Genomic DNA, 13,900 nt, shown 5'->3' with positions numbered 1-13,900 from the left:
AATAATTTGATACCCAAAAATCATTCCATAAACTATAAAAGAAACTGCTGTAATACCAGTAAATATAAAAACTAGGAATATCATGAGTAAAATAGAAAAAATCGATGACTTTCATTTAACGATTGCTGAAATTAAGAAAAAAGACTATCCCCAGCTAAAATCTCTGATGGACCGCGTCTATGCTAACTTAGGTGGCTCATGGTCAAGAAACACGATTAACACCCTGATTGACGCCTTCCCAGAGGGGCAAATTGCCTTATTTGACCATGACCAATTGATTGGTATCGTACTCTCGATGCGCGTTGACTATGCTAAGTTTTCTAATCCGCATACTTATGATGATTTAATTGGCCAAAAAGAAATTATCAGAGACAATCCAAAAGGTGATGCGATTTATGGCCTAGACGCGCTGATTGATCCAGAATATCGTGGCTATCGCCTTGGGCGTCGATTATATGATGCCCGTAAAGAGCTATGCCGACAGTTAAACTTCCGCGCTATTCTTGCCGGCGGTCGAATCCCCAATTATTATAATCACAAAGACTTAACGCCGGGTGAATATATTGATGCCGTTGAATCGCGTGAAATTCACGACTCAGCGTTGTCATTTCAACTGTCCAACGGTTTTATTGTTAAGCGTATTTTGACCGCTTACTTACCCGATGACACTCAATCAAAAGGCTTTGCAACGTTGCTTGAGTGGGCGAATATTTATTACGAGCCCCAAGATTATAAACCCAATACCCGTAAGTCTGAGGTGCGTATCGGTGGTATTCAATGGCAGATGCGTGAAGTCGAATCCCCTGAGGAGCTGCTGCAACAAGTCGAATTCTTTGTCGATGTGATGGCCGATTACAATTCTGATTTTGCCTGTTTACCCGAATTTTTTAATGCGCCTTTGATGGGATTGTGTGAGTCCACCGATCAAAACATTGCGATTCGCTTTTTGGCCGGTTATACCGAATGGTTTAAAAACGAAGTCTCGCATTTAGCGGTTACTTATAACGTCAATGTTATTATGGGTTCTATGCCCCTATTAGACGAAGAAGACGTTTTATATAATGTCAGCTATCTGTGTCGCCGTGACGGTACCGTCGAAGAGCAGCGCAAGATTCATATTACTCCACATGAGCGTAGTGCGTGGGTCATCGAGGGCGGTGATAAGGTACAAGTATTCGATACCGATGCCGGACGGATTGGGATTTTGGTCTGCTATGATATTGAATTCCCAGAACTCGCTCGCCTGCTGGCGCTTGAGGATATGGACATATTATTTGTGCCGTTCTGGACCGACACCAAAAACGGCTATTTGCGCGTGCGTCTTTGTGCCCAAGCGCGCGCTATTGAAAACGAGTGTTATGTGATGATCTGCGGCTCGGTCGGTAACTTACCGCAAGTCGAAAGCCTTGATATTCAGTATGCGCAATCGTCTATCTTCTCGCCATCAGACTTTGCTTTCCCGCACGATGCCATCATGGCCGAAACGACTGCCAATACCGAGATGATATTTTTCTCCGATGTTAATCTCGATAAGCTTACTCATGTACGTAATGAAGGCTCAGTACATAACCTCATTGACCGCCGTGATGACTTATTCAGCCTAAAATGGAAGAAAAAGGCTAAAGTCTCAGCCAGCAGATTGACTGATGAAGACCGTCGTGAAAATTCAGGCAGCGTATTAGAAGGCGATCCGTTACAAGGCCGTGCCCAAAAGCTTTAACACTTTGTAAGATAGGCACTAGCAAAAGCGAATAGTAGAGCACACTAATAAACGGCTAATTATTCAGCCGTTTATTTTTATCCTTTTAAAACGACAGATTTAAACCTAAAAAAGTAGATATCATGCCTGTTAATGCCAACGTTAATAAGAAAGACGCCACCATTAAAACCAAGTTACAGTTAAAAAAAAGCCCAAAACAAAAGCTGCTATCGGTACTTAAAACCTTACTGCTATATGGTCTGGTATTTGTGTTGGTTTATATGGCAATTAACTGGTGGCGGCAACCAGTCATGCCAGCCAATCCGCAGCTGCAGCTAACGGATTATCAAGGACAGACAGTTGATTTAGCGGCTATGAGCGCTGCTAAACCAACGCTGATATACTTTTGGGGTACCTGGTGTCCAATATGCCGCACGACATCACCGATGGTGAATAAACTTGCGGCGGCAAATAATTATCCAGTGGTCACTATCGCTATCAAGTCGGGCAGTAATCAAGAAGTACAAAGTTATTTGAGTGCACATAACTATAATTTTACTACCGTCAATGACCAAGAAGGTAAAATTTTCGCCGACTGGCAAGGGCAAGTGACGCCGTCGTATGTGATTTTAAAAGATGGTGAGATGACCCAAGGACTGACAGGTATTCAGCCACTATGGTCACTGAAACTTAGGTTGTGGCTTAGTTCCAATTTCTAATTAGCATACCGATAGTGGACTTAATTTTAGTGGGTTTATTTTAATATTTCGTTGAATTCTAAAACATTACCATCCGGATCTCGGATGAAAATAAGCTTGCGTCTATTACTGTAAATATGTGGCCCATCGGTAATAGGTATGTTTTCTTGTTTGAGCGTATTTATGAGAGCGTCAATATCATCTACAACAAACGCAGCGTGAGTCATGCCAGGATATTTAATACTGTGATCCTGTAATATATTTTTCGCATGTTGATCCGAAATACCATTAAAAATAAGATTGATGTAGACCCCACTTTCATTCACCATTTCGTTTGCATGGTGTTCCGGAAGGTCAATCTCTTCTTTCCAACCCAAAACCTCATAAAATTGGATAGATCGTTCGCGTTGACTGACTCTAATACCGACATGCTCATAAGCAGTGACTTTGAATGTCATGGCTAAGTCCTCGGTTATAATGCAGGCATGGATACAAAATGTGGTAGTGCCTTGATACGATCTATCCAGTTTTGCAACGCCGGGTAAGGCTCCAATGATACCGATCCTTCGTGGCTAAGCGCTATATAAGGAAAGCACGCTAAGTCTGCTATCGTAGGCCGATCAAGCTCTAGCCAGTCTCTATCTGAAAGGTGTTCATTTAGAATAGTGAGAATTCGAGTTGATTTAGTCCTAGCTAAATCAACATCTAGCTCATAACCAAACTTATCATGTAGCCGCGCATCATTAGGTCCTCTCGCAATTTCACTTTCAGCGATCATCAGCCACTGGACAACCTTTGCCTCATCAACAGGTGTGGTTGGAAACCAGTCAGTTCTATCAAACTTTCGGGCCAGATAAACAAGAATAGCTTGTGAATCTCTCAGGGTTAAATCACCATCAACTAGCACCGGTATTTCACCGAACACGTTGCGTTTAATAGATGCCTCATTCTTATGCTCACCGCCTAAAAAATCGACCGGACATAAAGTGTAAGGTTGTTCAATCAACGCTAAAAACAGCCGTACCTTATAGCAATTACCTGATAACTCTAGATCGTAAAGTTTCATATCTGTTAATCCTATATTGGTTGGTGTACATAACCTACAATAGGATAATGGCTACTTGACGTCAATTTAAATTGTTGAAAACATTGTATTTTTATAATGAAGTACGATGCTTATTAAATAAACAACCCAATAAAGGCCTGCTTTATAACCCTGTTGAATAAAATGATAAAATAATATAAGGCATTAAATAAGTTGCTCTAGATTTAAGTTAATTCAGTAGAAAAAGACCAAAAAATAGCCCGGTAGGTATTAATATCAATACCTACTGGGCTGGCTATTAACTTTTTCTATTAGAAATCCTGATTAAAAATCTAGCTTATTAGCTCACTTAACTCTTTATATTCATAATTTAACGCTTCAGCGACTGCTTTGTAGGTGACGTGACCTTTGGAAGTATTAACGCCTTTTGCGAGTGCTACGTTGTCATTACAGGCTTTTTTAAAGCCTTTATTTGCCAACGCCATCACATATGGCAAGGTAACGTTAGACAGTGCCATGGTTGAGGTGCGTGGCACCGCACCAGGAATGTTTGCGACTGCATAATGAATGATGTCATGTTTGATATAGGTCGGATCATCGTGAGTGGTGATACGGTCAGTGGTCTCAAACAGACCGCCTTGGTCAATGGCAATATCAATGATCACACCGCCCGGTTGCATCGATTTAATCATGTCTTCAGTAACCAGTTTCGGAGTTGCTGCACCCGGAATTAGTACCGCGCCAATGACAAGGTCACTGTCTGCAACACTAGCAGCAATGTTGACTTTGGTTGACATTAACGTCTGTACGCCACTGCCAAACATCTCAGACAGCTCTTTAAGACGTTTAGGACTTAAGTCTAAGATAGTCACATCAGCACGCAGGCCAATGGCGATTTTTGCCGCTTCAGTACCGGATACACCGCCACCAATAATAGTTACTTTGCCTTTTTGGACGCCAGGAACGCCGCCAAGTAAGATACCTTTGCCACCATAAAAAGACTGCAAATACTGAGCGCCAATTTGGGTGCTCATACGCCCAGCAATTTCACTCATTGGGGTCAATAATGGTAATGAATTATCCGCTAACTGAACCGTTTCATAGGCAATACCGGTTACTTTGTTTTTAACCAATACTTTGGCGAGTTCTGGTTCATTGGCCAAATGCAAATAAGTAAATAACGTCAAACCTTCCGTTAAATAAGGATACTCACTTGCTTGAGGTTCTTTGACCTTGATAAGTAAATCGACATCCCATGCTTCTGCAGCGCTCTCAACGATGGTTGCGCCTGCCTCTTTATAATCGCTATCAGTAAATTGTGAACCGATACCAGCATTGATCTCGACATATACCGTGTGACCGCTATCAACTAGGGCACTAACGCCACTTGGGGTCAAACCCACACGATTTTCGTTATTTTTAACTTCCCTTGGGATACCTACTTTCATTGTTGCTCCTTGCATGGTGGTTGTTTGAGGATAAGGCTTAGAACTCAACTTTTAACTGCTCATTTAGTTTTTAGATGTCAGTACAAATATGAGTAATAAAAACAGGGTTAATAAACGCAAACTATAGACGTCAGTGATGGCGGTGACCAATAAGGTCAGCACGTTTGGGTAGATCTATGGATGTACTTTTGATACTAGTAATCAGTATTTATAAATCAGTACTTATAAACAGTCAGGCAGGAAGCATTTATAACGCCCGTCATACCAAGGCAGCTTCATAACTATTAAAATAGTCATGGGTAAAGGTGCGTGGTAGCTTGGCTACTAGAGATTACTAGGCGATACTATTGCAGGTAGTATTATTAATCTACTGATAGTGACGGCTTAGATGGTTGTTTCAGGTGTTTAGTACCGGTGATACTACTTACTGATGGTACGATCTTACGATGATAGCGAACGACTTAAGACAGCAATTATTTGAAAAAAAATTGTACGAGTTACCACTACTTTTTTAACGGCTAACTGATGATAATTGTTTTTTAACGGCTTGTTTTAAATGGCTGAATAGATATCAGCGCTAGCGTGATGATTAGTTATAGCACAGTTTATAATAGGGTGGCTAGCCATTAAGTAAAAAATTAATTATAAATTCATGGTAAACATTTTCTTAGCTCACACGAAATAATTTAGCACAATAATCAACCATTGTTAAGTACAGTTGTACATTTTTTCTAAAATGAGCGATAAGTGGTACTGCTCTTTTTATCCTACCCGACATGCAAATCCCCACGGCAGTGTATTCTACCGTGGGGATTTGTGGGCTACTGATCAGCCAAGCAAGATAATTTATGACATAAAACGTTTTGCGGCAGGCATCTTGAGCATTAATAGCCAATAAACACCACCGGCTGGGATCAAGCCTGCATACCAAGAGATGCTTGAGAATGTCAGCGCAACCACCACGCCAACAATCATAGCGATGACAGCGGCCATATTGACACCTTTATAAGGGCCCTCTGGGTCATAAAGTTTATCAATATCTAAGGTTTGCTTGCGTAGAAAATAGTAATCAACAACTAAGATTGCAAATATTGGACCTAAGAATGCTGAATAAGTTTGAATAAATATGCTTAAACCTGCCGCAGATTCGTCTTTCACCAATTCCCAAGGGAATGTGCAGAATGCCAACAAGCCAACAATGACAGCAGCGGTTTTAAACTTAAGGTTAAAAATGTCCATTAAAGCATAAGCAGGTGGAACAACGTTATTCAAAATATTAGTCGTGACCTGGGCAAAGGCGATAAAAATCATAGTGATGACTAACAAAGGCTTGTTATCGACCGCGCTTGAAAACACACTGATGGGATCAACTTCACCAGTGGCACTGGTTACCATTAGACCGATCAAACCCATGAAAAGGGTCGCCGGTAGGATTGAGTTTGCGTAGATTACAACTTGACGGAATAACCCAACTTCCCTTCGCAATTCGCGTGAATAGTCAGAGACGTTCAGCATCATGGTGCTGTAGACACCCAAGAATAGCATGGTTGCACCCCAGAACGGTGTACCCCAAGTCCCTTCAACATTAACAAGGTTGGTCGAAATAACATCACCGTACTTATTGATTACACTAAAAAACATATAAGCGAGTGAGCCGATGATAAAAACCGAACCAATATTTTCAAGCCATTTTATACCGTGAAAACCAAGGACAGATAAACCAATTTGCAAGAACTGAAAGCCGACAAAAAAGACCACAATATTGTTATAGCCAAACAAGGTATCAGAGACTAAATTTAACGCACCGGCACCGATCCAGCTTTGGAAGCCGAGCCACACAATTGCTGGAACTGAGCGAACCAATGCTGGAATACGGTTACCTGAAAAGCCGAATGCAGACCGGGCTTGCACCATGAACGGAATACCATATTTATGACCTGCTCGACCATTGATCATCAATGCCGCACCGATGACAGTGCAACCAATGGTAATAGCTACCACCACTTGCAGTAAATTCAACGTACCGACAAGACCTGATCCAACCGTGAATGTCCCGATGGATACACACCCACCTAACCAGGCAAACAGATAAGACCAAGGGCCCATGATCCGCGTGGTTTGCGGCGCAAGGCTTTCTTCCCCAACCGCTTTATGATCGAGTACTTTTACCCCTGCCGTCGCTGCGGCAACTTTTGTATTTTCCATTAGGTTTATCTTCCTTGATAAAATTTATTGGTTGGTTTTAGACTGGCATTGCGTAGGCGCCAACTTTACTAGTTTTTAGCCCACAGCCTACCAATGCCTCAACCATACGTGTTGCAACAGCGACGCCGTCAATGACAGGAACCCCTGTTTCTTGAGTCAACCACGTTGTTAGATCTGCCATGCCAGCACAGCCCAAAACGACTGCTTCACAATTGTCTTCTCGTACAGCACGTAGAATCTCATCACGAACTTTTTCACGCGCTCCTGAATCCGGCTCTTCGAGTGCCAGCACTGGTATTGAGGCCGACCGCACACGTCGGCACCGATGGGACAAACCATAACTGTGAATAAGTCCTTCAATCACAGGAACAGAGCGCGGCAATGTAGTGACGACACTGAACGAGGTTGAAATCATGCTTGCCGCTTTGACCGCCGCCTCACATATTCCAAGAACAGGCCCCGAAAAAACTTCGCGGCAGGCACCAATACCAGGGTCATCAAAGCAAGCAACAACGACACCATCGATGCCTTCTGCTTCTGCTTGCTGTAAGCGTTTGATCAAACCGGGTACAGATAAGGCTTCGTCATGGTGTCCTTGAATAGATGCGGGGGCATCAGTTCCAGAGGCACCAATAATTACGGTGCCTGCGCTAGCTATTTGACGGGCACTTTCTACGATCTTATCCGTCATAGAAGTCGTTGAATTGGGGTTCATAACTAAAATTTTCATAGCACCTCACCGTTAATCATTTTATTATTGACAACAAATAATTGTTGTTAACAAACATTGTTAACTATTATTGTTAACAAAACAACTCATTATTAACAAAACAACTGAAAACTTTTAGTATTTGTTGTGAAGGAGAGGATGGCACCCTATAATGGCTGCCATGGATATAGTAAAAACAGAAAAACTGGCATCTAGAGCCGATGAGATACCAGAACAGGCGATTATCAGCTCAATTACAGCTGCAGTGTCAGAACAGCGGTTGCCAGCAGGTACGAAGCTAGGCGAACAAATGTTGAGCGACATATTCAAATGTAACCGAGCAAATGTTAGGCGTGCGCTTTCTACGCTTGCGACCATGCATGTTGTGCAGTTGCGGCCCAATCGAGGTGCTTTTGTCTCAACACCTTCGCCCAAGGAAGCCTGTGATGTGTTTGAGGCGCGCCGCACGATTGAGCGAACCTTAGCGCGCAGTGTGATAAAAAATATTTGCCTGCAAGACATCTCTGATATGCGTGATACGATAGCCGCTGAGGCTAACGCGCGTGCGCAAGGCGACAAACCCGCAGAACTGCGCCTATCACGTGCTTTTCACATGCATTTGGCCACAATCGCCGACAATCAAGTTCTAGAACGGTTCTTGAGCGAACTGACGTTGCGTACTACCTTGATCATTGGCTTGTATAATAAGGTCGGTTCCTCTAGCTGTGCCGAAGACGAACATTTGGGCATTGTAGAAGCGATTGAAGAGCGGGATGAAGAGCGCCTTCTCTTATTGATTGATCGACATCTGAACCATTTGGAGGCTGGCCTTAACTTTCAACACTCTGCAGAACCCTTCTTTACCCTAGCAGAGCAGCTGGCAAGCACAGCAGACTAAATGCTTAGAAAAAGCACTTTTTACTTTGGAGTCACAGCCTTCTGAGTCCGCCCAATAGTGTCCTTTAGGCAGTTTATCCAAATGCAAGTGTCATCAAGGTGTCAGACCGCGCCAGCTGCAAGGTTTGCCGTAGAACCACTTTCAGACCCCAAGTCTGAATTTCTGCACCTAACGATAAATAGTAGTTATATCCACCCTAATCCTGTGATCGACCAGCATGTCGTGTACCTCCCAATAAAAAAGCAAATACTAGCAATATCAACGCACGGCCAAAAAAATGAAGTCGAGCCAACGCCCATCATTTACATCAACTGCTCATTGCCTAGCAACGTCTGAGATCTGAGCATCATGTCCCCTATTTTTAGTCAATTATTTATCCTATAATAGGTGGCCTTGATTTTGCTAATCGTGCTTGCTGATTTATGAGCCACCATTTAACAGATCAAACCCTAACCACTATCTTTCCTGACTATTATCTTTCCACTGTATAAATAGAGACAAAGACAACGACTATGACCGAATCTATCGACTATAAAGATACCTTAAACCTCGCTGACACCTCCTTTCCGATGCGTGCCAATCTTGCCAAACGCGAGCCAGATTGGTTAAGCGCGTGGGAAGAAAACGACGTCTATGGCAAGATTCGTCAGGCTCGCGTTGGCGCTCCTAAATATATTTTGCACGATGGCCCTCCGTACGCCAACGGCCAAATTCACTTAGGCCATGCGGTTAATAAAGTGCTTAAAGACATTATTGTGAAGTCTAAAACCATGTCAGGTTTTGACGCGCCTTATGTTCCTGGTTGGGACTGCCATGGTCTACCAATTGAACAAAAAGTCGAAGCAAAAGTCGGTAAAGTCGGGCAAAAAGTCTCAGCCACAGAATTTCGTGGCCTTTGCCGCGAGTACGCCAGCAGCCAGGTAGCGCTACAAAAAGTAGACTTTAAACGCCTGGGCATTTTTGGCGATTGGGATAATCCTTATTTGACCATGAACTTTGCGCAAGAAGCCAATATTGTGCGTGCGCTTGCTAAAATCTATGACAATGGTCACGTCACACGCGGTATGAAACCCGTCAACTGGTGCTTGGACTGTAGCTCGGCGCTGGCTGAAGCAGAAGTCGAATACCAAGACAAAGTGTCGGACGCTATTTATGTCAGTTTTGATGTATTAGATACCCAAAAGGTCACTGCCTTTGCTGCGATTGACGAGGCTGAGCTAAAAGATGGCATTGCGGCGGTCATCTGGACGACAACGCCTTGGACCTTACCTGCAAACCAAGCCATTGCTGTACATCCTGAGCACGACTATAGTGTAGTGAGTACTGAAAAAGGCAATTTGCTATTAGCAACAGAGCTCATTGAAACGGCTTTAAGTGCGCTTGATTTGAACAATCAAGGGGTATTAGCAACGGTAGCAGGCCGCGAACTTGAAGGTATGCATGCTCAACATCCCCTTATCGAAGATCGTCAAGTGCCGCTTATCTTAGGTGACCATGTTACGACCGATAGTGGTACTGGTCTGGTACATACTGCACCTGGTCATGGTCTAGATGATTATATCGTCGGTCTCAAATATGATTTGCCCGTTGAAAACCCAGTCAGCGGTACTGGCGTCTATTTAAGTACGGCCGCTGTATTTGCAGGCGAGCATATCTACAAAGCCAATCCAAAAATCATCGCTACCTTGCATGATAACGGTCATCTACTGAGCCATACTAAAATCGAGCACAGCTATCCCCATTGCTGGCGTCATAAGTCGCCGATTATCTTTCGGGCAACGCCGCAGTGGTTTATTAATATGGAAACTCAAGGGTTGCGTGAACGCGCTCTTGCTGATATCTCATTGGTGAATTGGACACCCGCATGGGGCAAGAGTCGTATTGAAGCGATGATGATCGGTCGTCCAGATTGGTGTATCTCACGCCAGCGGACGTGGGGCGTGCCCATTGCTTTCTTTATCCATAAAGAAACTGGCGAGTTGCATCCAAATACCTTAGCGTTGATGGAAACTGCTGCCCAGAAAATCGCTGTAGGTGGGGTCGAAGCTTGGTTTGATGCCAGCTGTGAAGACTTCTTAGGTAGTGAGGCCGCTGATTATGATAAAGCCACTGATACTCTCGATGTCTGGTTTGACTCAGGAACGACTCATTTCACCGTACTTGAACAGCGTGATGAGCTGACCAACCCAGCTGATCTGTACTTAGAAGGCTCAGATCAACATCGCGGCTGGTTCCAGACCTCGCTACTAACTTCTGAAGCCATGTACGAGCGCCCCCCGTTTAAGCAAGTATTGACCCACGGTTTTGTGGTTGATGAAAATGGCCGCAAAATGAGTAAATCACTTGGCAACATCATCACCCCGCAGGAAGAGATTAATAAAACCGGCGCAGATATGCTGCGCTTATGGATTGCCTCTAGTGATTATCGTTATGAGATGAATGCGGGTAAAACGGCCTTTAAAGGGGCGATTGATATGTATCGCCGCATTCGTAATACCTTACGTTTTTTATTAGCCAATACCGATGACTTTAGCCCAGTGACCGATAGCGTAGACATTAAGGAGTTGGTTAGCCTCGATAAATTTACTATTGAGCGGGCGCAAACCGTACAAGCCCAAATCATCGAAGCTTATGATGCGATGGACTTTCACCAAGTTACTCAGCACATCACGGCATTTTGCTCACAAGACTTAGGCGGATTTTATCTAGATATCATCAAAGATCGCCAGTACACCACCCAAGCCGATGGTAAACCGCGCCGCTCAGCTCAGACCGCGATTTATCATATTGCTCAAGCTTTGATTCGTTGGATTACACCGATTCTATCCTTTACCGCGCAAGAAGCATGGGAAGTGCTGCATGGTATCGATACCAATTCAGAAAATTCAAATAACTACGTCTTTACCCAAACCTGGTACGAGTTCCCGGAATTGGAGTTAAGTGCGATCAGCACTGATGACTGGCAGCGTATTATGCAAGCTAAAGATATGGTCAATAAACATATCGAAACTGCACGTGGCAACAAACTCATCAATGCTAACTTATCCGCTGATGTGACGTTATATGCTGATGGTGCGATGCATGACAGCCTAGCAAAGCTTGGAGAAGAGCTGCGTTTTGTATTAATTACCAGTAGTGCAACGCTGCAACCGATTAGCCAAGCCCCTACTAATAATGAAAAGCAGATAAATGCTAAAGCAGAAAATAATCTCGAAAATAGTACAGACGAATCGGCAGATTTGAGCGTGACAATCAAGGCAGCTGACGGTACTAAATGTGTACGCTGCTGGCATGTGCGTGATGATATCGGTGTCGATCCTGCCCATCCCGAGCTATGCGCACGCTGCGTGACTAACGTCTTTGGCAACGGCGAGGTGCGGCATTATGCATAACACGCCTGAGCGCGCGAGTAACAATGATGATGAGATTGATTTAAATGATGGTAGTTTAGATGTTGTTAATTTAAATAATGATAATTTAGATGGCGATAAAGCGGTTAATCAATCAGTTGACCCCAGTGAAGATCATGCGCCTAAACCTGCCCATGTGACGACAGGAAGCTCATTAACGCCTAAAGGTCGGCTACTCAAAACGCCAAAGCTGATCGCTAATGGCAAACGCGCCTTTGGGTGGTATCTGCTGTCACTGGCCGTACTTATGCTTGATCAATGGACAAAGTGGCTGGCGGAAACTAAGCTGAATTTTCATGAGCCCGTTGCAGTTATTGAGCCCTTCCTTAATTGGACACTGGCCTATAACTACGGTGCAGCGTTTAGCTTCTTGGCAGATGCTGGCGGTTGGCAAAAGTGGTTTTTTTCAGGTTTGGCACTGGTTATGTCCCTGTTTTTGATAGTCTACCTGATTAAAGTACCGCGTAACGCCAAACTGTTATCTATTGGTTTGGCATTGGTACTCGGCGGCGCAGTGGGTAATTTAATAGATCGCCTGTTACATGGTCACGTTATCGACTTTATTCATGTTCACAATGCTGATATCTGGCATTACCCCATTTTTAATATTGCCGATATGGGAATTAGTATTGGGGTGGCGTTGATTATCATTGATATGTTATTTTTAGAGAAGAAGCGGCAACGCTAATATAAATCAGTACAAATAAAAAACCCTGTCATAGCTTTTTATGGCAGGGTTTTTTATTTATTAAAAAATCTAGTGATATGTTGGGCCATTACAAAAATTAAGGTAATAGCATTATAGTCAATCCATAATAATATGAATACAAGGAAGCCAAGTGCAGGCTATACATCAGTATGGCTAGCGAGGTTGATGATGTAATCGCTTTATTGTGGGGAAACGATATCAAAAGACCTCCAAATCCCCACCTATCAGTATAAACAATAACCCTGCCAAATTAATCAATACCGTCAAATAATAAGTCATCCGAAACTCAGATTTTTGAGATTTATGGCGCAAATAAGTCTGCGCAACCATCGCCCCTACCCAGCCACCAAGCGCACTTAAAATATGCAAGGTTGATTCAGGGGTACGCCAATTACCGCTGTTGGCATCGGCTTTGTCTTTGGCATAAGTCAGGTAAGTTATAAGCCCTAATAGCGCGTACCAACCAATAACTAGCCAGCTGAGCTTATCGGTAATTGCCAGTAGTATCAGCACCACATAAAATCCAGCACCAAGAAACAAACGTTTCTTTTGTCCCGCTTCAAATTCTGCCTGACGGCTACGCTTTTGATTACGGTGGCGAATCTGTTGGTTCTTTTGCGCCATCTGTTGTTGAACGAAGCCAAGCTCTTGTACTTGCTTTGCTTGCGTGCGCCCTTGACTGTCTTGGCCGACGGTAAAGATAACTTGCTCGCCAATATCAGGACGGCGCGGGGCTTTAAACTCACTGACATGAAAGAATACCGACTCGCCCGCTTCAGTCTCAATAAAGCCAAAGCCCTTATCTTCTTGCCATTTATTAATACGGCCTTGTTGTTTGGTTGTCATACTTACCTATTTTTCTGATTATTAACTATTCTCGATAGTTATTATATCTTTTTAAACCTCTAAGACGTGTTGAGCATTCACAAATAAGTACTGCTGATAGATGAAAAGGTTCCAGACAAGACGCAAATTAACGATAATGCTGGTGCCTTAACCAGGTTTGCCACGCAATAGGGCCGTATTTTAGCTTCAGCCCGAAGGCACAGGACTATTTTTTGAGGCTATTTTGTTAAAGC

Annotated in this window: 11 protein-coding genes; 5 read left to right on the top strand and 6 right to left on the bottom strand. The window is 43.4% G+C overall.

From position 1 onward, the window contains the following. Window positions 1–82 precede the first annotated feature (82 nt). Window positions 83–1,720 (top strand): carbon-nitrogen hydrolase family protein, encoded by a 1,638-nt coding sequence (locus AAEY88_RS08845; protein WP_350561521.1) that lies wholly within the window; start codon window positions 83–85, stop codon window positions 1,718–1,720. 122 nt (window positions 1,721–1,842) lie between these two features. Beyond that, window positions 1,843–2,418 (top strand): protein disulfide oxidoreductase, encoded by a 576-nt coding sequence (locus AAEY88_RS08840; protein WP_350561519.1) that lies wholly within the window; start codon window positions 1,843–1,845, stop codon window positions 2,416–2,418. Between the two features lie 35 nt (window positions 2,419–2,453). Here AAEY88_RS08840 and AAEY88_RS08835 read toward each other — a convergent pair whose 3' ends face one another. From AAEY88_RS08835 to AAEY88_RS08815, 5 genes are all read right to left on the bottom strand, one after another. Then, window positions 2,454–2,855 (bottom strand): VOC family protein, encoded by a 402-nt coding sequence (locus AAEY88_RS08835; protein WP_350561517.1) that lies wholly within the window; start codon window positions 2,853–2,855, stop codon window positions 2,454–2,456. 14 nt (window positions 2,856–2,869) lie between these two features. Continuing rightward, window positions 2,870–3,463, bottom strand: a complete 594-nt coding sequence (locus AAEY88_RS08830) for a glutathione S-transferase (RefSeq protein ID WP_350561515.1) — start codon at window positions 3,461–3,463, stop codon at window positions 2,870–2,872. A 311-nt stretch (window positions 3,464–3,774) separates the two neighbouring features. After that, the gene (gene ald / locus AAEY88_RS08825; RefSeq protein WP_350561513.1) at window positions 3,775–4,890 is read right to left on the bottom strand and encodes an alanine dehydrogenase; all 1,116 of its coding nucleotides are present in this window, start codon (window positions 4,888–4,890) and stop codon (window positions 3,775–3,777) included. 846 nt (window positions 4,891–5,736) lie between these two features. Next, window positions 5,737–7,095, bottom strand: a complete 1,359-nt coding sequence (locus tag AAEY88_RS08820) for an NCS1 family transporter (protein ID WP_350561511.1) — start codon at window positions 7,093–7,095, stop codon at window positions 5,737–5,739. A 37-nt stretch (window positions 7,096–7,132) separates the two neighbouring features. Continuing rightward, entirely contained in the window at window positions 7,133–7,825 is a 693-nt protein-coding gene (locus AAEY88_RS08815; protein WP_350561509.1) for an aspartate/glutamate racemase family protein, read from the bottom strand. A 151-nt stretch (window positions 7,826–7,976) separates the two neighbouring features. Here AAEY88_RS08815 and AAEY88_RS08810 point away from each other — a divergent pair, with 151 nt between their 5' ends. The 3 genes from AAEY88_RS08810 to lspA all read left to right on the top strand — a co-directional run bounded on the left by AAEY88_RS08810 (window position 7,977) and on the right by lspA (window position 12,800). After that, window positions 7,977–8,702: a GntR family transcriptional regulator gene (locus AAEY88_RS08810; protein ID WP_350561507.1), complete on the top strand. Its 726-nt coding sequence runs from the start codon at window positions 7,977–7,979 to the stop codon at window positions 8,700–8,702. Between the two features lie 512 nt (window positions 8,703–9,214). Then, window positions 9,215–12,094, top strand: a complete 2,880-nt coding sequence (gene ileS, locus AAEY88_RS08805; RefSeq protein WP_350561505.1) for an isoleucine--tRNA ligase — start codon at window positions 9,215–9,217, stop codon at window positions 12,092–12,094. Then, window positions 12,087–12,800 (top strand): signal peptidase II, encoded by a 714-nt coding sequence (gene lspA / locus AAEY88_RS08800; RefSeq protein WP_350561503.1) that lies wholly within the window; start codon window positions 12,087–12,089, stop codon window positions 12,798–12,800. The genes ileS and lspA overlap by 8 nt, the downstream gene beginning before the upstream one ends. A 219-nt stretch (window positions 12,801–13,019) precedes the next feature. Here lspA and AAEY88_RS08795 read toward each other — a convergent pair whose 3' ends face one another. Further along, complete coding sequence (locus tag AAEY88_RS08795; RefSeq protein WP_350561501.1) at window positions 13,020–13,667, bottom strand: DUF1294 domain-containing protein; 648 nt, start codon at window positions 13,665–13,667, stop codon at window positions 13,020–13,022. Window positions 13,668–13,900 lie beyond the last annotated feature (233 nt).

Source organism: Psychrobacter sp. CAL346-MNA-CIBAN-0220 (genome assembly GCF_040309805.1).
In the GTDB taxonomy this organism is placed as follows: domain Bacteria; phylum Pseudomonadota; class Gammaproteobacteria; order Pseudomonadales; family Moraxellaceae; genus Psychrobacter.
The sequence above is the reverse complement of the archived record's forward strand: the minus strand, read 5'-3'. Positions and strand labels throughout refer to the sequence as shown.